General features: G+C 62.9%; 26 protein-coding genes. 12 read left to right on the top strand and 14 right to left on the bottom strand.

Going from position 1 to position 23,452, the window contains the following annotated elements; all coding sequences use genetic code 11:
- The first annotated feature begins 203 nt into the window (after positions 1–203).
- Positions 204–1,154 carry an IS110 family RNA-guided transposase gene (locus B8784_RS08490; RefSeq protein ID WP_084396263.1) on the top strand — a complete coding sequence of 317 codons (951 nt, stop codon included), beginning with the start codon at positions 204–206 and terminating at the stop codon, positions 1,152–1,154.
- Positions 1,155–1,458: 304 nt separating this feature from the next.
- On the opposite strand, the gene mutM is transcribed toward B8784_RS08490, so the two are convergent.
- Entirely contained in the window at positions 1,459–2,307 is an 849-nt protein-coding gene (gene mutM / locus B8784_RS08495) for a bifunctional DNA-formamidopyrimidine glycosylase/DNA-(apurinic or apyrimidinic site) lyase (protein ID WP_084397393.1), read from the bottom strand.
- A gap of 49 nt (positions 2,308–2,356) precedes the next feature.
- Here mutM and ubiE point away from each other — a divergent pair, with 49 nt between their 5' ends.
- Positions 2,357–3,145, top strand: a complete 789-nt coding sequence (gene ubiE, locus B8784_RS08500) for a bifunctional demethylmenaquinone methyltransferase/2-methoxy-6-polyprenyl-1,4-benzoquinol methylase UbiE (protein ID WP_084397395.1) — start codon at positions 2,357–2,359, stop codon at positions 3,143–3,145.
- Between the two features lie 5 nt (positions 3,146–3,150).
- Here the strand turns inward: ubiE and B8784_RS08505 are convergent, their stop codons facing one another.
- On the bottom strand, positions 3,151–3,339 hold the full coding sequence (locus tag B8784_RS08505; protein WP_143435377.1) for a hypothetical protein: 189 nt from the start codon (positions 3,337–3,339) through the stop codon (positions 3,151–3,153).
- Positions 3,340–3,410: 71 nt separating this feature from the next.
- On the opposite strand from B8784_RS08505, the gene ubiB reads away from it, so the two are divergent.
- The 6 genes from ubiB to B8784_RS08535 all read left to right on the top strand — a co-directional run bounded on the left by ubiB (position 3,411) and on the right by B8784_RS08535 (position 8,317).
- Positions 3,411–4,943, top strand: a complete 1,533-nt coding sequence (ubiB, locus tag B8784_RS08510) for a 2-polyprenylphenol 6-hydroxylase (protein WP_084397399.1) — start codon at positions 3,411–3,413, stop codon at positions 4,941–4,943.
- 120 nt (positions 4,944–5,063) lie between these two features.
- Positions 5,064–5,813, top strand: coding sequence for a UrcA family protein (locus B8784_RS08515; protein ID WP_084397401.1), 750 nt, complete (start codon positions 5,064–5,066; stop codon positions 5,811–5,813).
- 151 nt (positions 5,814–5,964) lie between these two features.
- Complete coding sequence (coaBC, locus tag B8784_RS08520) at positions 5,965–7,197, top strand: bifunctional phosphopantothenoylcysteine decarboxylase/phosphopantothenate--cysteine ligase CoaBC (RefSeq protein ID WP_084397403.1); 1,233 nt, start codon at positions 5,965–5,967, stop codon at positions 7,195–7,197.
- Positions 7,198–7,311: 114 nt separating this feature from the next.
- Positions 7,312–7,503 carry a hypothetical protein gene (locus B8784_RS08525; protein ID WP_084397404.1) on the top strand — a complete coding sequence of 64 codons (192 nt, stop codon included), beginning with the start codon at positions 7,312–7,314 and terminating at the stop codon, positions 7,501–7,503.
- A 49-nt stretch (positions 7,504–7,552) separates the two neighbouring features.
- The gene (gene dut / locus B8784_RS08530; RefSeq protein WP_084397406.1) at positions 7,553–8,008 is read left to right on the top strand and encodes a dUTP diphosphatase; all 456 of its coding nucleotides are present in this window, start codon (positions 7,553–7,555) and stop codon (positions 8,006–8,008) included.
- Between the two features lie 69 nt (positions 8,009–8,077).
- Complete coding sequence (locus B8784_RS08535) at positions 8,078–8,317, top strand: hypothetical protein (RefSeq protein WP_233356032.1); 240 nt, start codon at positions 8,078–8,080, stop codon at positions 8,315–8,317.
- Here B8784_RS08535 and B8784_RS08540 read toward each other — a convergent pair whose 3' ends face one another.
- Both B8784_RS08540 and B8784_RS08545 read right to left on the bottom strand, forming a co-directional pair.
- Complete coding sequence (locus B8784_RS08540) at positions 8,318–9,220, bottom strand: alpha/beta fold hydrolase (protein WP_158085636.1); 903 nt, start codon at positions 9,218–9,220, stop codon at positions 8,318–8,320. It lies immediately after the preceding gene.
- Between the two features lie 8 nt (positions 9,221–9,228).
- Positions 9,229–10,578, bottom strand: a complete 1,350-nt coding sequence (locus tag B8784_RS08545) for an ATP-dependent DNA helicase (RefSeq protein WP_084397410.1) — start codon at positions 10,576–10,578, stop codon at positions 9,229–9,231.
- A 41-nt stretch (positions 10,579–10,619) separates the two neighbouring features.
- Here B8784_RS08545 and B8784_RS08550 point away from each other — a divergent pair, with 41 nt between their 5' ends.
- Together B8784_RS08550 and B8784_RS08555 are read left to right on the top strand one after the other, a co-directional pair.
- Positions 10,620–11,360, top strand: a complete 741-nt coding sequence (locus B8784_RS08550) for a HesA/MoeB/ThiF family protein (protein WP_084397412.1) — start codon at positions 10,620–10,622, stop codon at positions 11,358–11,360.
- Between the two features lie 69 nt (positions 11,361–11,429).
- A complete protein-coding gene (locus tag B8784_RS08555; protein WP_084397414.1) occupies positions 11,430–12,473 on the top strand; it encodes an alpha/beta fold hydrolase in 1,044 nt (347 codons plus the stop codon).
- Positions 12,474–12,552: 79 nt separating this feature from the next.
- Here the strand turns inward: B8784_RS08555 and B8784_RS08560 are convergent, their stop codons facing one another.
- From B8784_RS08560 to B8784_RS08590, 7 genes are all read right to left on the bottom strand, one after another.
- Positions 12,553–13,026 carry a PTS sugar transporter subunit IIA gene (locus tag B8784_RS08560; RefSeq protein WP_084397417.1) on the bottom strand — a complete coding sequence of 158 codons (474 nt, stop codon included), beginning with the start codon at positions 13,024–13,026 and terminating at the stop codon, positions 12,553–12,555.
- Positions 13,027–13,042: 16 nt separating this feature from the next.
- A complete protein-coding gene (gene hpf, locus B8784_RS08565; protein WP_084397419.1) occupies positions 13,043–13,636 on the bottom strand; it encodes a ribosome hibernation-promoting factor, HPF/YfiA family in 594 nt (197 codons plus the stop codon).
- 106 nt (positions 13,637–13,742) lie between these two features.
- The gene (gene rpoN, locus B8784_RS08570) at positions 13,743–15,254 is read right to left on the bottom strand and encodes an RNA polymerase factor sigma-54 (RefSeq protein WP_084397422.1); all 1,512 of its coding nucleotides are present in this window, start codon (positions 15,252–15,254) and stop codon (positions 13,743–13,745) included.
- 5 nt (positions 15,255–15,259) lie between these two features.
- Entirely contained in the window at positions 15,260–15,994 is a 735-nt protein-coding gene (lptB, locus tag B8784_RS08575) for an LPS export ABC transporter ATP-binding protein (RefSeq protein ID WP_084397425.1), read from the bottom strand.
- An 87-nt stretch (positions 15,995–16,081) separates the two neighbouring features.
- Complete coding sequence (locus tag B8784_RS08580; protein WP_084397427.1) at positions 16,082–16,609, bottom strand: LptA/OstA family protein; 528 nt, start codon at positions 16,607–16,609, stop codon at positions 16,082–16,084.
- Positions 16,602–17,300, bottom strand: a complete 699-nt coding sequence (gene lptC, locus B8784_RS08585; RefSeq protein ID WP_084397429.1) for an LPS export ABC transporter periplasmic protein LptC — start codon at positions 17,298–17,300, stop codon at positions 16,602–16,604. The genes B8784_RS08580 and lptC overlap by 8 nt, the downstream gene beginning before the upstream one ends.
- 86 nt (positions 17,301–17,386) lie before the next feature.
- Positions 17,387–18,001 carry a ribonuclease D gene (locus tag B8784_RS08590; protein ID WP_084397432.1) on the bottom strand — a complete coding sequence of 205 codons (615 nt, stop codon included), beginning with the start codon at positions 17,999–18,001 and terminating at the stop codon, positions 17,387–17,389.
- Positions 18,002–18,204: 203 nt separating this feature from the next.
- Between B8784_RS08590 and B8784_RS08595 the strand changes: the two genes are divergently transcribed.
- A complete protein-coding gene (locus B8784_RS08595; RefSeq protein WP_084397433.1) occupies positions 18,205–19,206 on the top strand; it encodes a complex I NDUFA9 subunit family protein in 1,002 nt (333 codons plus the stop codon).
- A 3-nt stretch (positions 19,207–19,209) separates the two neighbouring features.
- Here B8784_RS08595 and B8784_RS08600 read toward each other — a convergent pair whose 3' ends face one another.
- The 3 genes from B8784_RS08600 to B8784_RS08610 all read right to left on the bottom strand — a co-directional run bounded on the left by B8784_RS08600 (position 19,210) and on the right by B8784_RS08610 (position 21,709).
- A complete protein-coding gene (locus B8784_RS08600) occupies positions 19,210–19,812 on the bottom strand; it encodes an energy transducer TonB (protein ID WP_084397436.1) in 603 nt (200 codons plus the stop codon).
- 400 nt (positions 19,813–20,212) lie between these two features.
- Positions 20,213–20,773, bottom strand: coding sequence for a PA2169 family four-helix-bundle protein (locus B8784_RS08605; protein ID WP_084397438.1), 561 nt, complete (start codon positions 20,771–20,773; stop codon positions 20,213–20,215).
- Positions 20,774–20,854: 81 nt separating this feature from the next.
- Positions 20,855–21,709, bottom strand: coding sequence for an undecaprenyl-diphosphate phosphatase (locus tag B8784_RS08610; RefSeq protein WP_084397440.1), 855 nt, complete (start codon positions 21,707–21,709; stop codon positions 20,855–20,857).
- Positions 21,710–21,952: 243 nt separating this feature from the next.
- Here B8784_RS08610 and B8784_RS08615 point away from each other — a divergent pair, with 243 nt between their 5' ends.
- Positions 21,953–23,413: an NAD(P)-dependent oxidoreductase gene (locus B8784_RS08615; protein WP_084397442.1), complete on the top strand. Its 1,461-nt coding sequence runs from the start codon at positions 21,953–21,955 to the stop codon at positions 23,411–23,413.
- Positions 23,414–23,452 lie beyond the last annotated feature (39 nt).

Consider the following 23,452-nt stretch of genomic DNA (forward strand, 5'->3'; position numbering starts at 1 on the left):
CTTGTCTTAGAGATTCCTGGTCTTCTGGTTAGAAAAGAACCGCTGGTGGGGACTGCGCAATTTCCCCGCCGGCGTAGAGGAACGGATCGTGCCTGCGCTGGCTGAGTAAGTGCCGTTGGGAAGTTTGATCGTCCTCTTCATTTCCATGCGACCTGAACGGATACGAGGGCATCTAGGCCCGTACGACAAGCAAAGGATCTGGAATGTCCATCGAACCAGTTCGCCAGCATATCGGCGTCGATATTTCAAAGAGCACTCTGGATGCGCACATGTATCCTGAGGGCAGGACCATAACTGTCCCGAATGATAAAAAAGGATTCAGGCAATTGCTGACCTGGATGGCAGGATGTCATCTTGAACAGCTACTCTATGAACCGACCGGGCAGTATCATCTTGCCTTCGAGAAGTTCTTCCTGAAAGCCGAAATACCTCTCGGCAAGGTCAATCCACGGCAGGCTCGACGATTTGCGGACGCATTGGGTGTGTCGGCGAAAACAGACACGATCGATGCCGGGCTTATCGCAAAATACGGGGCGATGATTTCTGTGCGCCGCGTCAGCGACAGAACGATCAAGTTCAATGAAATGAAAGAGCTACAATCGGCTCGGCGCGCTCTGGTGAAAGACAGGACACGCGCGTCCAACCGGTCTTCCGCCCGGATAGCTCCCTTGTTGCGGCGCCAGGCACGGGAAAGGATTGAGCAGATCGACCGTCACATGAAAGCAATCGACGCGGCTCTTCGTTTGCTGGTCCGTGATGATGAATTCCTGAAAGCCAGATTCGACATTCTACAGACTATTCCTGGCATTGGAGAAACAACCGCGATCATGCTTCTGACCGAGATGCCCGAACTCGGCTTCATCGATCACAAGGCGGCCGCCAGTCTTGCAGGACTTGCTCCGATCGCTCGGGACAGCGGCACGTTTCGAGGCAAGCGATACATACAAGGTGGAAGAGCACATTTGCGACAGGCGCTCTATATGCCCACCCTCGTTAGCATAAAGCATAATCCGGAATTCAGCGCGAAATACCAGATGATGGTCGCCACCGGAAAAGCGCCAAAACTGGCCATCACAGCCATAATGAGAAAGCTTATCGTCCTGGCGAACAGTCTGCTTCGCGATAGCCGAAACTGGGTTCCAAGCCGGACTTGACGAAGACGGATACTTCCAGGTCACCGGCGACAAGCAGAACTATCAGGGCCGCTATGTCCTGCGTCATCCATGGCGCGGCGACTATAATCAGTGCGAGGAGGCCCGCGACTATGCCGACGATCTCGTCGACCGCTGGGACGAGGAGGCCAAGAACCTCGCCAAGCTGACCGGCTGGGACCTCGATGACATCAAGGAAAAGATGGCCGAAGGCGGCTATTCCGAAGCCTCGATCAATATCGATCTCGAGAAAAAGACCGACAAACCCTGGTGGCAGCGCCTCTGGGGTAATGGCTGAGGCTGGCGCCTAGCGCTGGCACGTCCCGCAATAGAAGCTTGAGCGCCCCGACTGGACGATGCGCCGGATCGGGGCGCCGCATTTGCGGCAGGGCTCGCCCTCACGGTCATAGACCGAGAAGGTGTGCTGGAAATAGCCAAGCTCGCCGGTTGCGGCCTTGAAGTCCGAAATGGAGGAGCCGCCGGCGGCTATCGCCTCGCGAATGACATCGTTGATCGCCGTAGCCAGACGCGCGGCGCGTTCGCCTGGCACTGTCGAGGCGCGTCGGCGCGGGCTGATCCCGGCCCGGAAGAGCGCTTCGCAGACATAGATGTTGCCGAGCCCGGCAATGACGCGCTGGTCGAGCAGGGCGGACTTGATCGGTGTCTTCTTGTCCCGGAGCGCCTCGTTCAGCCAGGCATGCGAGAAGCTGTTCGACAGCGGCTCCGGCCCGAAGCCCGCCAGGCGGGGATACTGCTCCATCTGCTGTAGCGGCCAGAGCTCCATGAAGCCGAAGCGGCGCGGATCGTTATAGGTCACGACATGACCGCCCTCGATATGGAAAATGACATGGTCGTGCTTCGGATCGGGGGCGACCTCATGATGGAAGTCGCCCGGCCGGGAGCCGTCGGAAATGGTGAAACGGCCCGACATGCCTAGATGCATGATCAGCGCGTCACCGGAAGAGAGCTCCGCGACCAGGAATTTTGCCCGCCGCGATAGACGCGTGATTTGCGTGCCGCCAACGCGTTCGGCAAAACGCGCGGGCAGCGGAAAGCGCAGGTCCGGCCGGTTCAGGACGACCGAGAGGATCCTCTGGCCTTCCATCACGGGCGCAAGGCCGCGGCGAACTGTCTCGACTTCGGGCAATTCAGGCATGGCTTCCGCATATAGCGTTTAGATTTCGCTGCCACTATGGTCCTCGCGCATGACAGATGACAGAGATTCACAAAAGACCGTCAGCTTCGGCTTTGAAGAGGTCTCGCCCGACGAAAAGGTGAGCCGCGTCAAGGGCGTCTTCCGCTCGGTCGCCAGCCGCTATGACGTGATGAACGACCTCATGTCGGCCGGCGTTCACCGCCTCTGGAAGCACGACACGATCGCCAAGCTCAATCCGCAGCCGGGCGAGCGCCTGCTCGATGTGGCCGGGGGGACGGGCGATCTGGCCAAGGCTTTCATCGACCGTGCCGACCGGGTCGCCCGCCGGCGCGGCAAGGCCGACATGGCGAGCGCCATCGTCTGCGACATCAATGATGCGATGCTTGAGGCGGGCCGCGAGCGCCCGGACATGGCCGCTTATGAGGGCCGGATCGGCTGGGTCTGCGGGGATGCCCAGGCGCTGCCCTTCGAGGACCGCTCGTTCGACGCGCTGACCATTGCCTTTGGTATCCGCAATGTCGCCGACCGGGCCGCTGCCCTTTCGGAATTCCGCCGCGTGCTGAAGCCGGGCGGACGGCTCGCCGTGCTGGAATTCAGCCACATGACGGCGCCGATGCTGCAGAAACTCTACGACACCTACAGCTTCAACGTCATTCCGCGGATCGGCGAACTCGTCGCCTCCGACCGTGACAGCTATCAGTATCTGGTTGAGTCGATAAGAAAATTCCCGGAACAGCAAGCGTTCCGGGAAGAAGTCGAGAGCGCCGGTTTCTCCGGCGTTTCCATCACCAATTTCTCTGGCGGGATCGCCGCCCTCCATTTCGGATGGGCGGTATGAAGGCGTTATTCTTCCTGGGTATCGACCGTCATGCCGTCTTCGTCGACGGAGACGGAGAAATCGGCATCTCCATTGTTGCCGGAAGAGGCCGGCTGGCCGGCGAAAAACCAGACGCCGAAGCCGATCACGGCGACGACCAGTGCGCCCACAATGAACCAGAGAGCGCCATTACCCGATTGTGTGTTCTCAGCCATTTTCAGTCTCCATTGTGTGGCGGTGAAAACGCTCATGCCTCTGAGCGGTTCCAGATGGGCGGAGGCCACCCTTGCTGAAAGCGATTGCCGATTATGGCCGCCTGATGCGGGCGGGCACGGCGCTGGTGCGCCATGACGTGATCCTGCCGGGCGAGTATCAGACCCGTCTGCCGCTGCCGGCACGGCTGGCCGGACGCACGATGCGGGTCTTCGGCGGCCGCGCCCGGGGCCGCCCCGGGGAGCGGCTGGCCAAGGCGCTGGAAAAACTCGGACCCGCCTATATCAAGCTCGGCCAGTTTCTCGCGACCCGTCCGGATGTCTTCGGTACCGATGTGGCGAGCGACCTTTCCCGGCTGAAGGACAAGCTGCCGCCCTTTCCGATGGCTGAGGCGCGCAAGGCGCTGGAGCGCGAGTTCGGCAAGGATGAGGCCGAGCGGCTCTTTCCCGAGCTTGGGGAGCCTGTTGCCGCCGCTTCGCTGGCCCAGGTCCACAAGCTGGAAACCGCCGACGGCCCGAAAGCAGTGAAGATCCTGCGGCCGGGTGTCGAGCGCCTGATCGCCCAGGAGCTGCGCGCCATGAAGCGGGCCGCGCGCACCGTCGAGCGCGCCTCGGTCGAAAGCCGCCGGCTGGAGCCGGTCGCCTTCACCGAAACCGTCGCCGACTCGATGATGAAGGAGCTTGATCTCCGCCTGGAAGCGGGCGGGGCCGACCAGATCCGCTCGATCTCCGAAAAGGAAGACTGGTTCGTCGTCCCGGCCGTCGACTGGGACCGGACCGGCCAGCGCGTGCTGACGACCGACTGGGTCGAGGGTATCCCGCTGACGGACCCGAAAGCGCTGGACCAGCCGGGCCTGAACCGGACGGAGCTCGCCAATTCGATCACGCGCGGCTTTCTCTCGCAGGCCATCGGGCACGGCGTTTTCCATGCCGACATGCATGAGGGCAACATCCTGATTCTGCCGGACAATCGCGTGGCGCTGGTGGATTTCGGCCTGATCGGGCGGATCGGACTGAATGAGCGCCGCTTCCTCGCGGAAATCCTCTGGGGCTTCCTGCATCGGGACTATCAACGTGTCGCCGAAGTGCATTTCGAAGCGGGCTATGTGCCGGCGCATCAGTCGGTGGGGGAATTCGCCCAGGCGCTGCGCTCCATCGGCGAGCCGATCCACGGCAAGTCCGCCGAGGACGTTTATATGGGCCGTATCCTGCTGCAACTGCTGGACTATACGCGCACCTTCGGCATGCATTTGCGGCCGGAGCTTGTCCTGCTGCAGAAGACGATGGTGCAGGTCGAAGGCGTCGCGCGCGCCATCGATCCGCGCCATGACATCTGGAAGGCCGCCGAACCCATTGTGAAACGCTGGATCAGCGAGAATTTCGGACCCGCCGGCGCGGCAAGGCTGGCGGCGCGCAATATCCGCGACGTCGCCGACCGGCTGAAACGGCTGCCGGAGGTCATGGACCGGTTCGAGGCGAGTCTGGCCGAGCCGGATGCCCAGATGGCCAATGTGAACCAGACAGGCCGACCGCCCTGGTGGGCCTGGTTCGGGCTGGTCATCATACTGGCCGGGATTGCCGGGCTGACGGCGGTCCAGTTCGCCTGACGGCCTCAGCACGCGGATTTCTTCGCCTCAGACGAGAAGGGACTTCTGCCTCGTGTCCGGGGCTGATAGGTTAACACTGTCCTAAGATGACAGTCCGGACCGATCAGCGGAGGCCCGTTCATGAGATTTCCCGTCATCCTGCTTTCCGGGCTCGCCGCGACGATGCTCGCTGGTCCTGCGGCGGGGCAGGGGCTGTCTCATGCCGAGCGCTATACGAAGGCCCAGACCACCCCGCCGCCAGCTACGGCGAAGATCGTCAAGGTTGGCGCCGATACTGCCGAAGCCCCGCGCGTCACGCGGACCTATTCCTATGGCGAGCCGGCCTACCGGGCTGGCGCGCCCCTGCCCGAGGTGGCGGGCGTGAAAGTCTTCCGCAGCGGCTATGCAGGCCCCAGCCGGCCCTGCAGCTGGCAATCATCGACAGCTGGCGTGACAACCTATTCCGGTTGTCTTGAGGGGTATGCCTATGGCCTGGCTGGCGGCGGTGAACTCGCTGGCGGGCGGCCCGGTCAGATGGCAGAGCCATCGGAATATCTTCCCGTGATCGGCGTCGAGCGCGGTATTTGCGACCGTAAGATCCAGCGCCGCGCCAGCTCCAGCCAGCGGCGCACGCGCTACGATGTCTGCTTTGCCGACCTGCAGCCGGTGACCGGAAAGCGCGTGGAGCGGCTCTATGACCGGGTCGAGACAGCCGCCCGGCGCGCCTGCGGTCCGAGTGCCGGCTATGGTGCTTCGACCCGGCGCGGGGCTTGCATGGAGCAGGCTGTCGATAATGCGGTTTACGGATCGGGGGTTCAGGCCCTTGTCGATTATCACCTGACGCAGACGGACCATTCTCCTCAGGTGATTTTGAGGCCGGTGCGCCCCTAAAGGCGCAAGGGACACGGTCTCGGATTGCCGGGCGCGGCTGCCATTGACAGCCGTGCCCGGTTAATTCCTTGCTGCGGTTCACACATTCGTGGCGTCGATTTCTCAATCTTTTGCCTGTATGAGAGGCGTCGAGAAACCAGATTATGGTCGTATGAGCAGCAAACGTATTCTTCTGATCATCGGTGGCGGGATCGCCGCCTACAAGTCGCTCGAGCTGATCCGCGAGCTGTCCCGGCGGGGTGTCGCCAGCCGCTGCATCCTGACCAAGGCGGGCGCAGAATTCGTGACGCCGCTCTCTGTCTCGGCGCTGTCGGGCGAGAAGTGTTTTACAGATCTCTTCAGCCTCGATGACGAGGCCGAGATGGGGCATATCCAGCTGTCGCGTTCGGCAGACCTGGTCGTTGCCTGTCCGGCCACAGCGGACCTTCTGGCCAAGGCCGCCCAAGGCCATGCCAATGATCTCGCCTCGACCACGCTGATGGCGACCGACAAGCCGGTCCTGATGGTGCCGGCCATGAATGTGCGCATGTGGGAGCATGCGGCGACGAAACGGAATGTCGAAACGCTGCGCGGCGACGGGGTCCATGTCATGAACCCGGACGAAGGCGCCATGGCGTGCGGTGAGTTCGGCTCCGGCCGCCTGCCGGACGTCGCGGTCATTGCCGACGCGATCGAGCACCAGCTGGATATGCTGAGCGGGCCGAAACCGCTGGACGGCCAGCATGCGCTGATCACCGCCGGCCCGACGCGCGAACCGCTCGATCCGGTGCGCTATCTCTCCAATCATTCCTCCGGCAAGCAGGGCTATGCGATTGCCGGGGCGCTTGCTGCGCTTGGCGCGCGGGTCACCCTGGTCTCCGGCCCGGTCTCGCTCAGCCCGCCGCGCGGCGTGGATGTCGTGCCGGTCGAGACCGCGCGCGAAATGCTGCAGGCCTGCGAGGAGGCCCTGCCGGCCGATGTCTTCATCTCGGTGGCCGCGGTCGCCGACTGGCGCCCGTCCATGGCGGCGGCGAAGAAGCTGAAGCTCAAGGATGAAGGCAAGACGCTGCCATCGCTGGCGCTTTCGGAAAACCCTGACATCCTCTCGACCCTGTCGAAGAAGGAGAAAGGCCGTCCCGGCCTGGTCATCGGATTTGCGGCTGAAACCCATGATGTCGAGCAGCTCGCGCGCGCCAAGATGAAGCGCAAGGGCTGTGACTGGATCGTCGCCAATGACGTTTCCGGCGACGTGATGGGCGGGGATGTCAACGAGGTCGCGCTCGTGACCCCGGACTCCGTCGAGCACTGGCCGCGCATGGACAAGATTGCCGTCGCCCGCCAGTTGGCTGAGCGCATCGCCGAGGCCCTGAAAGGCCAGGGCGGCGAACAGGTCGCTGCCGAGTAGAGGACACAAGCTGCTGGAACCCGGCAGCAAGGTGCGGGTTTGTGATCCCTGACAACACTTTGTTTGCGGATGGCTGGTATCCGTAATTCTTCGAGACGTCGGGACGAACCGATCATGCGACTGATCATTGCTTATTTTGCCTTTGTGGCGGCCCTCCTGATTGCGCTGCCTGTCTTCGGGGCGCAGCAGGCCAAGGCCGATGCCACGCCTTCCGCAGACGCTGTCGAAAGCACCCCTGCAAGCGCCGAGTCCGGCCTTCTGGTGCATGACGGCCAGCCGATGGATGTGGACAGCTACGCCATCTGAAGCGCTTTCGAGTTGACAGCGCTGCGCGACTCCCGCGCATTGACGCGTCATGAAAGACGTAAATGTTGCCGTAAAATTGCTGCCCCATTTCGAGGGTCTTCCCCTGCCGGCTTATGAGACCGAGGGAGCCGCAGGTATGGATGTGCGCGCAGCCTTGCCGGAAGGCGAGCCGTTCGAGCTGAAACCAGGTGAGCGCACCATGGTGCCGACCGGTCTCGCCGTGGCGATCCCCGAAGGGTATGAGATCCAGATGCGCCCGCGCTCCGGTCTGGCGGCGAAGCACGGCATCACCTGCCTCAACACGCCGGGCACGATCGACAGTGACTATCGCGGAGAGCTCAAGGTCATCCTGATCAATCATGGGACCGAGGCCTTCACCATTGCGCGCGGCGAACGCATCGGCCAGATGGTGCTCGCCCCGGTCACGCACATCGCCTGGGAAAAGGTCGAGACCCTGCCGGAGACGGTGCGCGGCGAAGGCGGTTTCGGGTCGACAGGGCGCTAGCGTCTGGGCCCTTGCCTTTTCGTCATAGTCGACGTATTATCGATTTTCGATAATAACAAGGGTCGCACAATGGAAATCAATGAGCCTTTCACCATGGTGGTGCTGATCGTCCTCATCGCGGTGGGGGCGGGCGTCGTCAACAATTACATCAAGATGAAAGCTCGCCGCGAGGAAGGCTCCGCCGACCAGGAAGAGCTCCATCGCTTGCGCCAGGATGTCGAACGGCTCACAGAGCGCGTACGCGTGCTTGAGACCATTGCGACCGACAAGGATGAACGCCTGCGCGACGAGATCAGCCGGCTGGCCTGATCACTCGCCGGCCGGATCGAGCTTTTCCAGCCAGTCCAGCACGGCAGTGGCGATTTCATCGGGCTTTTCCGGCAGGAGGGCATGCCCGGCGCCCTCTATCCGCACGGCCGTGACCCGACCGGGAAAGGCCTTTTCGAGCACGTCGATCGTGTCCTCTGGCGGGGCGATGGCATCCTGCAGACCGGTGACGACCAGCAGGGGGGCGCCCCCGGCCGTCCACCACTCGCTCGTCTCTGTCTTCTGGACTGCGCCGCCCTGCAGCTGGCCCGTCGCAATGTGCCAGCCGCGTAGCCAGTAATCCGGAATCTCGCTGCCCTCGGCAAAGAAGCCATAGCGCACGGCGGCTTTCTGCTCTTCAGCCGGCAGGTCCGGCCGGAAACTGTCGTTGAGCGCCTTGCGCGCCTTGTCCTCGATCGGGCGCAGGCCACCCGCCGCCAGCAGAACGACGCCAGCGGTCTTGTCGGGCTTCACCGTTGCCGTGGCGCGCGCCAGCCGGTTGCCGAAGGCATGCCCGACGAGAACGGTTTCGCCCTCGGACGTCTCGACCAGTTGAGCGGCATCGCGGGCGAGGTCCATCAGGCTTGGGGCTGGCTGGCCAGCTTTCGCTCCGTCGATCTCGGCATGCTGGACCAGCCAGACGGGATAGCCCGCCTCATGCAGGGTGAGGGCGAGTTCGTTGAAGTCGCTGGCTTCGCGCCCGGCGCTCGGGAACATGATGAGGCGGGGCTTGCCGGGTGCGCCTGCGCCAAGATCGTACCAGACAAGGACCGCGCCATTCGATGCGGTCATGTCATGGCGCGTTCCGACGGTGGGCCGTGCCTCTGCATTCGGATCATGCTCGGCCATGGCAAGACCTCCTCCCAGACAGATCGCCATTAGACAGGCGGCTACAAGTTTCGACATGGTCATCCTCACAGTAATACATCCTCCCCCTTTGCAAAGCGCGCCAGAAGGTAGGCGTCGGTGTCCTCGATCGTTTCCAGCTTGCCGAAGGCAAAGGCGCTGCGGTCGACGACGAGATCGCGCGGGCGCGGAGCGCGCGAAATTTCCAGCCCTTCGAGCGAGCGCGCCCGCGAGAAAGCGACATAGGCCTGTCCGTGGGCGAACATGCCCCGGTCGAAATCGATATAGAGCTTGTCGAGGGTCAGGCCCTGCGCCTTGTGGATCGTCACCGCATAGGCGAGCCTGAGCGGCACCTGCTTGAACGTGCCGACCACGTCGCGTGAGACCTTCTTCGTCTCCGGATCAAGCTCGTAGCGGTATTTCTCCCAGGCGGCCGGCTCGATCTCGTAGAGATGACCGTCCAGCTCGACCATGACATTGTCGCCCTTGAAGCCGTCCACGGTGGCGAGCGATCCGTTGACCCAGCGGCCTTCCGGATCGTTCTTGATCAGCATGACGCGGGCGCCTTCCTTCAGTTCGAGGTCGGCTTCGGTGGGGTAGGACTTCTCGTCGAATTCGCCCTGCACCTTGGCTTCCAGCAGGTGAGGCTTGCCGGGCAGGTCCGCGAGGCGGGCCTGATTGATGCGGAAGGCATTGGCATTGTTCGGCGTCAGCACGACATGGGTCTCGCTTGCTTCCACGGCGGTACGCCCGGAGACCAGCGACTGCAGCAGGCGTTCGTCGGGCGGGGTGAGCCGCCCCTGACGCATCGCACCCAGCAGGGCGAGGAAGCGCGGATCGGCCTGGCGGAAGACATGCTTCAGCGCGAGCAGGGCAAACTCGGCATCCTTGAAGCCCGGCGCGTTGAAGAAATAGTGCCCGCCATAGCGCTCATTGAGGATTTCCGCTTCCGGCCCGCGCGCCACAGGCGGCAGCTGGTGCAGGTCGCCCGAGAGGATCATCCGCACACCGCCAAACGGGCGCTTGGAGCCGCGATTGAGCCGCAGGCTCTTGTCGATGGCGTCCAGCATGTCGGCGCGCACCATGGAGATCTCGTCGATGATCATCGTCTCGACCGCCTTGATGAGGCGCACCCCGCGCAGGCGCTTGATGTCGGTCGGCTCGATCAGGCGCGGCGGCAGTTTGAAGAAGGAGTGGATCGTCTGCCCGCCGGCATTCATTGCTGCGACGCCGGTGGGCGCCAGGACGACGGTATTCTCGCCCGACTCGGCGAGGAAGCGGCGCAGCATGGTCGTCTTGCCGGTGCCGGCCCGGCCCGTCAGGAAGAGATTGCCTTGCGCGCCGGCGCCTTTCGCCACCCATTCGGCCGGGGTGGCATAGATCGTGTCGGGCACGTCGGAGGGAGGTGAGTCACTCATTGTCTGTAGCCTTAACCGCTTCCGCCCTGCTAAGCGAGGGCATGGCCCTGACTGCACAACAGCTCGACCGTCACAAGCGTCATATCCTGCTGAAGGAGATCGGCGGGCCGGGCGTGCAGAAACTGCTCGGCGCCAGCGTCTCCATTGTCGGGGCCGGGGCGCTTGGCGGTCCGTGTGCGATGTATCTCGCGGCTGCCGGGGTGGGCCGTATCGAACTTTGGGACGCCGATACCGTCGATGTCTCCAATCTGCAGCGCCAGGTTCAGTTCACCACCGCCGATACCGGCAAGTCCAAGATACGTCAGCTTGCAGAGCGGCTGAAAGCCGCCTCGCCGGACTGCGAGATCACCGAGCAGCTGGCACGCTGGGGTGAGGAAGAGACACTGGCCGGCCACATCCTGATCGACGCAACGGACAATTTCGAGACGCGCTTCGCGCTCAACCGCGTCGCTCATGCGAGCGGGCGCTATCTCGTCTCAGGCGCGGCGATGGGCTGGGCCGGACAGGTTTCGGTGTTCGCCTCCGGCGTCGAAAAGGGCGCCCCCTGCTATCAGTGTTTCGTGCCGGAGACCCCGCCGGATGCCGAAGCGTGCGAGGATGCCGGCGTCGTCGGCCCGGTTACGGGGATTGTCGCCAGCCACATGGCGCTTGAAACCCTGAAGCTTGTCACCGGTGCCGGCCGGCCCCTGATCGGCCAGGTTCTCCTGCTGGACGGGCTTACCGGGATTTCCCGGTCCGTCAGACTTAATCAGGACACGGATTGCCCTGTCTGCGGGGCCTGAAACTTTCCTTTGACACCGGCTCGAATTGACGGTTTTACGACATGTGACTTGGGTGACCGGTGAGGGAAGATGGTTCGCAAACTCGCTGCGATAATACTCACTCTCGTCGCTGTTCTGGCGGCAGGCTGGCTGGCACTCCGCCGCCCCGACATTCCCTATGAAACCCTGGAATCAACTTACTCGGTCGCCGGATCGAAATTCACCACGCTCGGCGATGATGTGAAGGTCCATTATGTTGACACCGGCCCGCGCGACGCGCCGGTTCTGATGCTGGTGCATGGCTATGCAGCCTCCCTGCATACCTGGCTCGCCTGGCGCGACGTGCTCGACGACAATTACCGCATCGTGATGCTGGACCTTCCGGGCCATGGCCTGTCGCGCACACCCGAGGATAAGCCAGTCAGCATTGGCTATTACACAGAGATCGTGGATCAGCTTGCGGATCGTCTCGACATCGACCGGTTTTCGCTGGCAGGCAGCTCCATGGGCGGCAATGTCGCCTGGCGCTATGCGCTCGATCATCCGGATCGTCTGGACAGCCTCGTCCTGGTCGATGCCGCAGGCTGGCCGCCAGCCGAGGGCGAAGCCGATCAGGCACCGCTGGTTTTCAAGCTGTTGCGGTTCCGTCTGGCGCGGCTGGTCATCAAGGATCTCGATATGTCCAGGCTGATCGAGGACGGCCTCAGAAAGTCATTCGCCGACCCGTCCTTCGTGACCAGCGAAATGGCCGAACGCTATTCGGCCCTGTCGCGCGCGCCCGGCCATCGCCAGGCCCTGCTCAGCCTTGCCGCGGGCGGTCCGAAACGGATGAAGGCCAGCCGGGAGCGGCTGGGCGATCTCTCGGTGCCGACGCTGATCCTCTGGGGACAGCACGACAATCTTGTCCCGGTCGCGCATGCGAAACAGTTCGAGGAGGCCATCCCGAACGCGGTCGCCATCATCTATGACGAGGCCGGCCATATTCCGCAGGAAGAGCTGGCGGTTCAGAGTGCGGGCGATGTCCGCGCCTTCCTCGACCGCACGGCAAGCTCCGACCAGGCAGGCCGCACCGAGACGGTCAGCGAGGCAGCTGCGCCGCAGCAGGCCACCGGCGGCGGGGCCCGGCCGCGCTAGAGGCGGAAGCTACAATTTTTCGATGTTGGCGCCCCGATACTGGCGCTGGTGGCTGGCCGGTCACGCGGCTTTGTCCGTGTCAGGCAGCTGAGGCGTTGGCCGCTTCCGGGCAGAGAATGGCCTTCATCTCATCGGCGGTCTGGGCCTCGCGCAGGGCTTCGCGAACGTCGGGTTGGCGCAGCGTGCGGCTGACCTGGGCGAGCGCGCGCAAATGGTCGGCACCGGAGCCGACCGGCGCGATCAGCATGAAGATGAGGTCGCAGGGGCGGCTGTCGACGGCATCGAAGTCCACGCCGTCTTCAAGGCGCACGAAACCGCCAATCGGATGCGGCAGTTTCTCGATACGGGCATGAGGAATGGCAACGCCTTCGCCAACGCCGGTCGAGCCGAGGCGTTCGCGCTCCATGACGGCATCGAAAATGTCGCGCGTATCCAGCCTGGTCCGCTCCGCCAGCGCACTGGCGAGAGTCGTCAGGGCCTGCTTGCGGTTTTCGACCGCAACAGGATCAAGGATAACGCCTTCACCGAGAAGGCCTGAAAGATCGGTTGCCATGGCGTGCCAGTTGGTTTCAGGAGGTTTTGCTGTTGGTGACCGGGTCAACCCAGCCAATATTTCCGTCCGGTCGCCGATAGACCATGTTTAGCCCGGAATGCTTTGCATTGCGAAACATGAGAGCAGGGGCATCGGCAAGCTCAAGTTGTAGCACGGCCTCGGAAACCGTCATGGTGCGAATTTCAGAGGCAGTTTCTGCTACAATAACAGGCGCTTCGCCGTCTTCGCCCGGCACGTCCGGCTCTTCATCATCCGGTGCGGATTTAAGCACAAAAGCCGATGCCGGCTCGGTCGGGAACGGGTCACGGCCATTCTTGTGATGGTCCTTCAGGCGGCGTTTGTAACGCCGCACCCGTTTTTCCATCTTGCCGAGCGCCTCGTCGAGGGCGGCATAGGGGTCGCTCGCCTTGCCGGTCGACTGCAGGATGATGCCCGAAGGCAGATGAATATTGCAGTCGATTTCGGTTTCGTGGCCATTCGGGCTGACGGTCACGTGACCATCAAAATCCCGGTCGAAGTATTTGGTGACGGCTGCTTCCAGACCTGTCTCGATGCGCGTGCGTAGCGCATCGCCGAGATCCATCTTCCGTCCTGCGATCTGTATCTGCACGGAACTCTCCGATAACGAGGTCCTACTATAACGTCCTGATTGCGGAAATCGAGACCGCGGCCTCCTTAAAATGATAGGATATTGAGTCAATGACCCTCAAGCAGGGTCAGGCACTGGCTCTCAGGCGCCGCCGGCGCTGCACGCTGGACGGAATGTTGAGGCTTTCCCGGTATTTGGCGACCGTGCGCCGGGCAATCTCGATGCCGAATTCGGTCAGGATCTCGACGATCTGGTCATCGGAAAGCACGTTCTGGCCTTCCTCGTCGACCAGCTGCTTGATGCGGTAACGCACTGCTTCGGCCGAGTGGGCATCACCCCCGGCGGTGCCCGGAATGGCGGCGGAGAAGAAGTATTTCAGTTCGAACAGGCCGCGCGGGGTGCCCATATATTTGTTCGAGGTGACCCGGCTGACGGTCGACTCGTGCATGTCGATGGCGTCGGCGACCTGCTTCAGATTGAGCGGCTTCAGATGGGCGACGCCATGCGCGAAGAAGGCGTCCTGCTGGCGCACGATCTCGCTGGCGACCTTGAGGATGGTGCGCGCGCGCTGGTCGAGCGACTTGATCAGCCAGGACGCGCTCTGGGCGCAGTCGGAAATGAATTCCTTTTCCTTCTCGCGCATCGGCAGCGTCGAGACCTCGGCATAATAGGCCTTGTCCATCAGCACCTTGGGCAGCGTGTCGGAGTTCAGCTCCACCGCGAACATGCCGTTCGGCATCTCCCGCACGAAAACGTCCGGCGCGACGGCGATGGTGGTGCCGCCGGCAAAGGCCGAGCCCGGACGCGGGGTCAGCATGCGCAGCTCCGACATCATGTCGAGGACGTCTTCCTTGTCGACACCGCAGGCCGCGCAGAGGCCCTTGATGTCGTGCTTGGCCACAAGGTCGAGATTGTCGAGCAGCGCCTTCATGGCCGGATCGAACCGGTTGCGCTCCTTCAGCTGCAGGCCGAGGCATTCTTCCACCGTGCGCGCCATGACGCCGGTCGGCTCGAAGCCCTGGCAGACCTCCAGCACCGCTTCGACATTGCCGAGGTCGGCGCCGAGTGCGGTCGCGATTTCCTCAAGATCGGCCTTGCAGTAGCCGGCCTCGTCGGTCTCGTCGACAAGACGTGCCCCGATCAGCTGGTCGGCCTGTGAGAGGCCGGACATGGCAAGCTGGTCGTGCAGGTGTTCGTGCAGCGATTTCTCACTGGAGAGCGAGCCTTCGAAATCATAATCCTCGCCGGAAAAGCTGCCGCCCGAGCCGGCTTGCGACCAGTCGGTCTGCGCCGAGGGGCCGGACGTTTGACTGGCGGTTTCGCCGCTGTCGGAAGTGGTGCCGGATTCGTAAAGGTCTTCGCCGGGCGCATCCATCGCCTCACGCGCTTCGTTGAGGCCCGAACTGTCGTCCAGCGAGAGCTCGCTGTCACGCGTTTTCGGCTCGACTTCCTCACGTGCATACTCGTCATTGTCGCCGGCTTCGCCGCGCTCAAGCAGCGGGTTGCGCTCGATTTCGGCTTCGACGAACTCGGCGAGCTCGATATTCGACAGCTGCAGGAGCTTGATGGCCTGCTGCAGCTGTGGGGTCATCACCAGGGACTGGCCCTGGCGCATGTCGAGACGTTGTGAAATCGCCATAATATCTACGCAGCGAACCGTTCGCCCAGATAGACCCGCCTCACATCCTCATTGGTCAGGACATCGTCCGGTGCGCCTTCGAACAGCACGCCGCCATCGTAAATGATGGATGCCCGATCAACGATCTGGAGTGTCTCGCGCACCTGGTGGTCTGTGATCAGCACGCCGAGGCCGCGCTGTTTCAGATAACCGACCAGATCGGAAATATCCGAAACGGCGAGGGGGTCGATACCGGTAAACGGTTCGTCCAGAAGCATGAAACTCGGCCTGGAGGCGAGGGCACGGGCAATCTCGACCCGGCGGCGTTCACCACCGGACAGGGATGTCGCGGACTGCTTGCGCAGATGCGTGATGTGCAGCTCGTCCAGAAGGGCATCGACTTCGGCCGCGCGGGCCTGCTTGTCCTTTTCGACAAGCTCGACCACGGCGAGGATGTTCTCCTCCACCGTCATGCCGCGGAAAATCGAGGCCTCCTGGGGCAGGTAGCCAACCCCAAGCCGGGCGCGCTGATACATCGGCAGATTGGTGACATCGGCGCCATCGATGGTGATGGCTCCGGCATCTGCGCCAATCAGGCCCATGATCATGTAGAAGCATGTCGTCTTGCCGGCCCCGTTGGGACCGAGAAGCCCGACGACTTCGCCACGCTGGAGAGACAGGGAGACATCTTTCACGACCTGACGCTTGCCAAATGTCTTGGCGAGACCGGTCGCTGCAAGGCCGTTGGCCATGTCTGTCATACCTGTGGTCCTCCCACTTTGCGCGGTTTGCGCTGCCCGTCAGAACAGCTAGGGCAATAGGCTTAAAATCCGTTTAGGCGGCTCTGTCTAATTTGACGCATCATCGTCCGAATCCTCGATCTGATTCGGATTAATGTTCATCTGGACCTGACCGGTGCCGCCATCAAGGACGGTGCGGCCTTCTGACAGGCGCATGACGAGGCGCTCGCCGGTGGCGACATCCTCGCCGCGGATCAGGACGACATTGCCGGTCAGCGTGATCGTGTCGCTGGAAGACTGGTAAACGCCCCGATCGCCGGTGGCCTTGAGCTCGGGCGTCACATAGAAGACCTCGCCGACGGCTTCCATGCTGGAAATGTCGCCGAAGCCGGACAGGCCACTCGTTTCAGTGTTGCCATTGCCGGTATAGTTCAGCGTGATGCGGTCGGCGCGCAGGCGGGCATTGCCCTGCATGATGTCGACATTGTCGATGAGAATGACCTGATGCTGGCGCTCGATCACTTCGCTCTTGTCCGCATTCACGCGGATCGTGCCGCCCTGGCCGGAGACCTGGGCTGTGGCCTGCGGAACCGCCGCGAGGGCCAGGCTCGCAAGCGCCATCGATACTCTATTCATTACCACCACGCTCCTCATCGCCGTCCGCCGGGGCGGCTTCAGATTCTTCTTCTGTCTTTTCCTCGGGGACAATCGTCATTTCGACCCCACCGCTGAGGACGATCTTGTCCCCTTCCTCCACGATCTCATACGTGTTGGATCGCACGTCGCCAAGGGGACCGGACCCGCTCAGCGGGTCGATGCCTTCCACGCGGCCTTCATTGATGAACATCTTGGCCGACCGCGAGGCGAAAGTGTAGCCCCGCTCGGTCGTGACCTGGACATCTTCATAGAGTTCGAGCGTCTGGGCGTCCTGATTGTACAGCCCGGAGGGCGCCGTCACGACGGTGCCGTCTTCGCTGACGAGTTTCGGGCTGCGCAGGTCGATGCCATCGCCGCCGCCGCGCTGGCGCTGGGCGGTGTCGGCGGTAATCACGAAGGAGCGCCCGGCCAGGTCGCGGCCCGTAAAGCGCGGGTTCACCATGGTGACGACCTGGTCGGCCGACAGCTTCTCGACCGCGCTCGGCGAGGCAGAGATCGCATTGGCCGTCAGATGGCCGACCATGATGCCGACGGCGATGGCCGCCCCGGCGGTGAAGGCCAGCCGCATGAACGAAACCATGGCGGAACGCTGGCGCGCTTGCTCCAGAGTCATCTGGCGGCGCGGTTCCCAGACGCTCAGCGTCCGTTCGGTTTCGGCGGAAACTTCCATACCCGGAATTTAGGACAGATCGCTGTGATTTGATAGCACCGGACGCATGATCATTCCGTGACCGGAGCGGGGCGAAAACCGGCCGGTCAACTGTGCGCGAAAATGTCGGTGTCTCCCCAGCCCTTCAGGTCGAGATCGGCGCGCACCGGCAGGAAGTCGAAACAGGCCTGGGCCAGATGCATCCGGCCCTCGCGCTCGAGCATGGCTTCCAGGCCGGCCTTGATCTCATGCAGGTAGAGCACGTCATTGGCGCAGTATTGCAGCTGGGCGTCGCTCAGCTCTTCCGCGCCCCAGTCGGAGGATTGCTGCGCCTTGGACATGTCGACCCCGGCGATTTCGCGGGAGACATCCTTCAGGCCGTGCCGGTCGGTATAGGTGCGGCAGAGTTTGGAGGCGATCTTGGTGCACCAGACGGGGGTGCACTCGATACCCAGCCAGTGCTGCATCATGGCGACGTCGAAGCGGGCAAAATGGAAGATCTTCAGCTTGCTCTTGTCGCTGAGCAGGGCTTTCAGGTTCGGGCAGTCGAAAGTCCGGCCGAGCTGGACGACATGCGCGGTCCCGTCACCGGACGAAAGCTGCACCACGCAGAGAGCGTCACGGTGGGGGTTAAGGCCCATGGCCTCGGTGTCGACGGCGATGGTGCTGCCAAGATCGAGCCCGTCCGGCAGATCACCCTTGTGAAGCGAGATCTTGTTCATGGCCCAAGGCAATAGCCTGTCTGGGCGAATACGCAAATGCCCGACTGCACGCGAAAGGCCGGTCTGTCTGTCACAATGCAGGCAGCCGGGCGCCATATGCGGCTTTTGCCATTCGTCGCATGGACAAGCCGGGCGAGGCATGGTGAAAGGCGCGCAAGCAAGACGCAAATCAGCGGGCCTTAGAAAAGCGAGGTCGAATACTCATGTCCAAGGGTCTGGTTACCATTTTCGGCGGCTCCGGCTTCATTGGCCGCTATGCCGCCCGTGTCATGGTCAGGGAAGGCTGGCGCGTGCGCGTCGCCGTGCGCAAACCGCACCTGGCAGGCGATGTCCGCCTGGCCGGCCCGCCCGGATGGGTCGATCTCGCCCAGGCCAATATTCGCAACCGCATGTCGGTCGAGCGTGCGCTTGAAGGCGCCGATGCCGTGGTCAACCTGGTCGGCATTCTCTTCGAGAAAGGCCAGCAGAGCTTCGAGGCCGCCCAGCGCGATGGCGCGATCAATGTCGCCGAGGCGGCTGCCAAGGCCGGGATCAAGCGTTTCGTCCAGATTTCCGCGATCGGCGCCGACGAGGACTCCAAGTCCGACTATGCCCGCACCAAGGCCGAGGCTGAGGAAGGCGTGCGCAAGGCGTTTCCGGAAGCGGTCATCCTGCGTCCGTCCATCGTGTTCGGGCCGGAAGACGACTTCTTCAACAAGTTCGCGGCCATGGCCTCCAGCCCGATCTCCAATGTCCTGCCTTTCCTGCCGGCCATTGGCGGGGGCAAGACGAAGCTGCAGCCGGTTTATGCCGGGGATGTGGCCGATGCCATCGCCGCCGCGCTCCTGCGCGACGATGTCGAGGGCAAGACGTATGAGCTTGGCGGTCCGCGCACCTACACCTTCAAGGAACTCTACGAGTTCATCTTCGAAACCATCGACCGCAAGCGCTATGCGATGCCGCTGCCCTTCTTCATTGCCAAGCCGCTCGGCCTGGCCTGCGGGGCGGCCTGGCGGATTCCGCCGCTTGCCTGGGGTTTCTTCGGCCCGCCGCCGATCACCGGCGACCAGGTCGAGATGCTGAAGCACGACAATGTTGTCTCCGAAGGCGCGCTGACGCTGAAGGATCTCGGCGTGCCGGACATCGAAAGCGTCGAGTCCATCACCCCGAGCTATCTCTGGCCCTACCGCGCCTATGGCGAATTCCACCAGAAGGGCGAAGCCTGAGGCTTATTCAGGGGCCGGCTCGTCCGCACTCTCGGGCGCATCCGGTCTGATCTGGAAGCTGATGGGGTAGGCGACATCCGTCATCCGTACTGGTTTTCCGTCTTCCATTTTCGGCGTGAACCGCAGGGTCTCCACTGCTTCACGAACTGCATCTGCAAAGCCGGGATGGGTGCAATCGACCTCAATGCCAGTTTCGACGAAGCCCTCGGCTGAGACGTCGAAGTGAGCCGTGCAGTCTCCTGAGATGCCTTCTTCGGCGAGATCAATCGGATAGTGGGGCGTCGGCGGGGCGATTGGCTCGACATATGTCTCCTCCGCCGTGCTCGGGAGAGCTGCGAACGTGATGGTCGCGAGAGCGGCGCCGGTCGCGGCCAGCCCGCCCGTTGTCTTGATGGGGTTGTGAATGAGGGTCATGGAAAGCTCCTTCGTGATGCGTTTCAACCTCATCCGGCGAGAGCGGCGCAGATAGGCATCGATGAAGGTGCGCACCGCGTGGCTCGCCGTGATGCCTTCCTTCTCGCAGGCTTCCTTGAAAGCCTCCTTCTTGGAATGCGGCAGGCGAACTTCGAGCGTGTCTGATTTCTTTTCGCGGCGTTTGATATTCATGCGGTGCCTCTGGCTGTCGCGTCGGACCTTTCCATGAGAGTGGGCTCACGCCGTGATTGAAACCAGAATGACGCCCCGACACCAGAATTATCGTGTCCGGACACGCTCTTTTTTCTCTGAATATGGCTTTGCCGCCCGCCCAACGGGAGATGAACGGGACCGCCCGCAAAAGATCACATTGCGAGCGGCTTCCTGCTGCATTCTCTTACAATAACGTCATCAAAGAGGGCTTTCCGCAGGCGCTGGGACGCACGAGCGGAAGGGGGCGACGTACGGAAGGGGGCAATCTGCCTGCTGCCGTGCGTCGTCTTGTGGGGCGGTCTCTCTTCTTCATGAAAAAGGCCCGCCTCTCGGGCGAGACGCGGGCCATCTTCGGATATATCCAGCGGAGGGCGGCCGGTCAGGTCGCCTGTTTCATGCCTTCCAGGCGCGCGATATTGGCGTCGGCATCGGTGCGAAGTTCGGCCAGCAGATCGCGTGTCTCCGGCGTCATCGCGGTTTCCATCGCCTTGTCGATCTCGTCGCGGATATAGCGCTCGCCGCGCAGCACCTCCTCGACGGCGACTTCGCTGTCATTGTCGACGACCGTGCGCAGCGTCGTGAAGGAGCGGTGCATGGTGCCTAGTGCCTGGCCGTGTTCGGCGGGCTGGCCGCCGAGCGTCGTGACGCGGTCTTGCAGCTCTTCGCGCTGGGCATTGCGATCTTTCGCCATGGCGAGCAGCGACGGCTTTAAGCCGTTTTTCTGGTCGGGGATGTCGGCGGCCTGCTTATAGAGCGCGGCTGCGTCGATATAGAGCCGTGTGAGGTGATTGAGGCTGGAGACTTCCGTCTTAAGCGCTTCCGACATCTCATGGCTATCGGCCACGCGGGCTTCCTGTGACGGGGAGAGGCCGGCCGAACTGCAAGCCTGGAGGCCGAGCGGCAGCGTCAGGGCTGCCGTGGCGAGGAGGATCGGTTTCATTGTCTTGTCCTTCCATTCTGGAATGAATGTCAGAACGGACGGGCCAATAGGGCGGTTCCGCGCGTGCGGTCGCGGCGTGGATTAACTTGCCGACAGATAAGGCATCAGGGCGAGAATGGCGACGCCGAGCAGGAGGCGGTAGATCACGAAAGGCAGGAAGCTCATCCGCTTGAGCAGCGCCATCAGGCCCCAGATCGAGGCAAGCCCTGTAATGAAGGCGACCACGGCCACCACCATGCCGTCCTGGAAGGTCAGCACGCCGCCGGCCTCGGCATCGGCGGTGAGCAGGCCATAGGCGCCGTAGAGCCCGGCGGCGGCCAGGATCGGGGCACCGATCAGCATGGAAATGCGGGCGGCTTCGGTGCGCTCATAGCCGAGCGCGCGAGCTGCCGTCATGGTGATGCCGGAGCGGCTGGTGCCGGGAATGATGGCGGCGATGGCCTGCGTCGCGCCGATCAGCGTGGCGTGCATGAGCGTCATGTCCTGCTCCTTACGCTCACGTGGGCCTGCCACGTCGGCCCACCAGAGCAGCAGGCCGAACACGATGGTCGCCCCGGCGACGGTATAGGGGCTGCGCAGCCCGGCCTGCAGGCTGGCCGGCAGGGCCGTCTCGTAAAGAAGTGCGGCAATGAGGGCGATGGGGGTCGCGACGATTACGCAGGCTGCCAGACGGGCGCCGGGCGACAGTTTCTTTTTTGAAACCGGCGCGGCCAGAAGCTCGACGCCTCCCGCTACGGCAAGGGCGACATCCTTGCGGAAATAGACCAACATGGCGAGCAGGGTGCCGAGATTGGAGACGGCATTGATGAGCAATTCATCCTGTCCGGTGACGCCAAAGGACCCGGACGCGAGCAGGACATGTGCGGAAGAGGAAATCGGCAGCCATTCTGTAAGGCCCTGGATCGCCGCGATGATGATAAGCTGCAGGAGTGACATGGCACACTTTCGCCCTGAAAAAAGAACCGGGGCCTGTCTCGCACGGATCGTGCCGAAACGCAGCCTGCAAAGTTATGTATCATACTGATATTTACTAAATTTGCATTTCAGCGCTTTTTCAGCTATATTTTAAGAAATCGCCGCAATCGCATATCGTTTTGATATATAGGGGTGCAATTTGCCTTGCGCTTTCCTGTCGTGCGGATCATAAGGCACAAACTTGCAGAAACTGAGGACGCTTCCATGGCCAGTCGTATGCTGAAATTTACAAAAGTTGACCGCGCCATGCCGGAAAAGCGCGATGCGAAGGCGCGCGCGCAGGACTTTCATGAGATCTATGGCGAATATGCCCGCGAAGTCGCCGAGGATCAGGCCGGGCGCTGCTCGCAGTGCGGGGTCCCGTTCTGCCAGCAGGGCTGCCCGCTCTCCAACAATATTCCCGACTGGCTGAAGCTGGTCGCCGAAGACCGTATGGAAGAGGCCTACCAGGTCTCGTCGGCGACCAATAACATGCCCGAGATCTGCGGGCGCATCTGCCCGCAGGACCGTCTCTGCGAAGGTATCTGTACGGTCGAACAGTCCGGCCATGGCACGGTCACCATCGGCCAGGTCGAGCGCTACATCACCGACAATGCCTGGGAAGAGGGCTGGGTCACCCCGATCAAGCCCCCGCGTGAGCGCGACCAGTCGGCTGGCATCATCGGCGCCGGGCCGGGCGGTCTGGCTGCGGCTGAACAGCTGCGCCGCAAGGGCTATCAGGTCACCGTCTATGACCGCTATGACCGTGGCGGCGGCCTGCTGATCTACGGTATTCCCGGCTTCAAGCTTGAGAAGCACATCGTCGAGCGCCGCATCAAGCGGCTTGAGGACAGCGGCATCACATTCGCGTTCAACACCTCGATCGGCGAAGAAAAGACGCTGGCCGAGCTGCGCGACGAGCATGACACGCTGCTGATCGCCACGGGCGTCTACAAGGCGCGCGACCTGATGGTGCCGGGCGCCGGGACGAAGGGCGTCCTGCCGGCGCTTGATTTCCTGACCACCTCCAACCGCCGGGGCCTCGGCGATGCCGTGCCGAGCTTCGATGACGGCACGCACAATGCCGAAGGCAAGCGCGTCGTCGTGATTGGCGGCGGCGACACGGCGATGGACTGTGTCCGCACCGCGGTCCGCGAGGGCGCGAAATCCGTGACCTGCCTCTATCGCCGCGACCGCGCCAACATGCCGGGCTCGCAGCGCGAGGTCGCCAATGCCGAGGAGGAAGGCGTCGTCTTCGAATGGTTGGCGGCTCCTGAAGCGGTGCTCGACACCAAGGCCGGCAAGCTGAAAGCCGTCCGTGCGGCCCGCATGAAGCTCGGCGCGCCGGACCCGTCCGGGCGCCAGTCACCTGAGAAGACCGGCGAGACCTTCGACATCAAGGCCGACATGGTCATCAAGGCGCTTGGCTTCGATCCGGAAGACCTGCCGGAGTTGTTCGGCGACCCGGCGCTGACGGTAAACCGCTGGGGCGCGATCCGCGTCGACTTCAAGACGATGGAAACCAGCGTGCCGAACGTGTTCGCCGCCGGCGACATTGTCCGCGGCGCCTCGCTCGTCGTCTGGGCAATCAAGGATGGCCGCGACGCCGCCGAACAGATGCACAAGCGGATGAAGCAGATGGCGCGCGACAAGGCGCCGGTGCGTGAGCCCGTGGCGGCCGAATAAGCCCGCCCCACACCGCGCCAGACCTATTTCCCCCGAGGG

This window comes from Henriciella aquimarina, assembly GCF_002088975.1.
Classification (GTDB): Bacteria; Pseudomonadota; Alphaproteobacteria; order Caulobacterales; family Hyphomonadaceae; genus Henriciella; species Henriciella aquimarina.

Excerpts from the sequence above, each read along its gene's own strand:
- B8784_RS08490 (WP_084396263.1), top strand. The coding sequence starts at position 204 with ATGTCCATCGAACCAGTTCGCCAGCATATCGGCGTCGATATTTCAAAG.
- mutM (WP_084397393.1), bottom strand. The coding sequence starts at position 2,307 with ATGCCTGAATTGCCCGAAGTCGAGACAGTTCGCCGCGGCCTTGCGCCC.
- ubiE (WP_084397395.1), top strand. The coding sequence starts at position 2,357 with ATGACAGATGACAGAGATTCACAAAAGACCGTCAGCTTCGGCTTTGAA.
- B8784_RS08505 (WP_143435377.1), bottom strand. The coding sequence starts at position 3,339 with ATGGCTGAGAACACACAATCGGGTAATGGCGCTCTCTGGTTCATTGTG.
- B8784_RS08515 (WP_084397401.1), top strand. The coding sequence starts at position 5,064 with ATGAGATTTCCCGTCATCCTGCTTTCCGGGCTCGCCGCGACGATGCTC.
- coaBC (WP_084397403.1), top strand. The coding sequence starts at position 5,965 with ATGAGCAGCAAACGTATTCTTCTGATCATCGGTGGCGGGATCGCCGCC.
- B8784_RS08525 (WP_084397404.1), top strand. The coding sequence starts at position 7,312 with ATGCGACTGATCATTGCTTATTTTGCCTTTGTGGCGGCCCTCCTGATT.
- dut (WP_084397406.1), top strand. The coding sequence starts at position 7,553 with ATGAAAGACGTAAATGTTGCCGTAAAATTGCTGCCCCATTTCGAGGGT.
- B8784_RS08535 (WP_233356032.1), top strand. The coding sequence starts at position 8,078 with ATGGAAATCAATGAGCCTTTCACCATGGTGGTGCTGATCGTCCTCATC.
- B8784_RS08540 (WP_158085636.1), bottom strand. The coding sequence starts at position 9,220 with ATGTCGAAACTTGTAGCCGCCTGTCTAATGGCGATCTGTCTGGGAGGA.
- B8784_RS08545 (WP_084397410.1), bottom strand. The coding sequence starts at position 10,578 with ATGAGTGACTCACCTCCCTCCGACGTGCCCGACACGATCTATGCCACC.
- B8784_RS08550 (WP_084397412.1), top strand. The coding sequence starts at position 10,620 with ATGGCCCTGACTGCACAACAGCTCGACCGTCACAAGCGTCATATCCTG.
- B8784_RS08555 (WP_084397414.1), top strand. The coding sequence starts at position 11,430 with ATGGTTCGCAAACTCGCTGCGATAATACTCACTCTCGTCGCTGTTCTG.
- B8784_RS08560 (WP_084397417.1), bottom strand. The coding sequence starts at position 13,026 with ATGGCAACCGATCTTTCAGGCCTTCTCGGTGAAGGCGTTATCCTTGAT.
- rpoN (WP_084397422.1), bottom strand. The coding sequence starts at position 15,254 with ATGGCGATTTCACAACGTCTCGACATGCGCCAGGGCCAGTCCCTGGTG.
- lptB (WP_084397425.1), bottom strand. The coding sequence starts at position 15,994 with ATGACAGACATGGCCAACGGCCTTGCAGCGACCGGTCTCGCCAAGACA.
- B8784_RS08580 (WP_084397427.1), bottom strand. The coding sequence starts at position 16,609 with ATGAATAGAGTATCGATGGCGCTTGCGAGCCTGGCCCTCGCGGCGGTT.
- lptC (WP_084397429.1), bottom strand. The coding sequence starts at position 17,300 with ATGGAAGTTTCCGCCGAAACCGAACGGACGCTGAGCGTCTGGGAACCG.
- B8784_RS08590 (WP_084397432.1), bottom strand. The coding sequence starts at position 18,001 with ATGAACAAGATCTCGCTTCACAAGGGTGATCTGCCGGACGGGCTCGAT.
- B8784_RS08595 (WP_084397433.1), top strand. The coding sequence starts at position 18,205 with ATGTCCAAGGGTCTGGTTACCATTTTCGGCGGCTCCGGCTTCATTGGC.
- B8784_RS08600 (WP_084397436.1), bottom strand. The coding sequence starts at position 19,812 with ATGAATATCAAACGCCGCGAAAAGAAATCAGACACGCTCGAAGTTCGC.
- B8784_RS08605 (WP_084397438.1), bottom strand. The coding sequence starts at position 20,773 with ATGAAACCGATCCTCCTCGCCACGGCAGCCCTGACGCTGCCGCTCGGC.
- B8784_RS08610 (WP_084397440.1), bottom strand. The coding sequence starts at position 21,709 with ATGTCACTCCTGCAGCTTATCATCATCGCGGCGATCCAGGGCCTTACA.
- B8784_RS08615 (WP_084397442.1), top strand. The coding sequence starts at position 21,953 with ATGGCCAGTCGTATGCTGAAATTTACAAAAGTTGACCGCGCCATGCCG.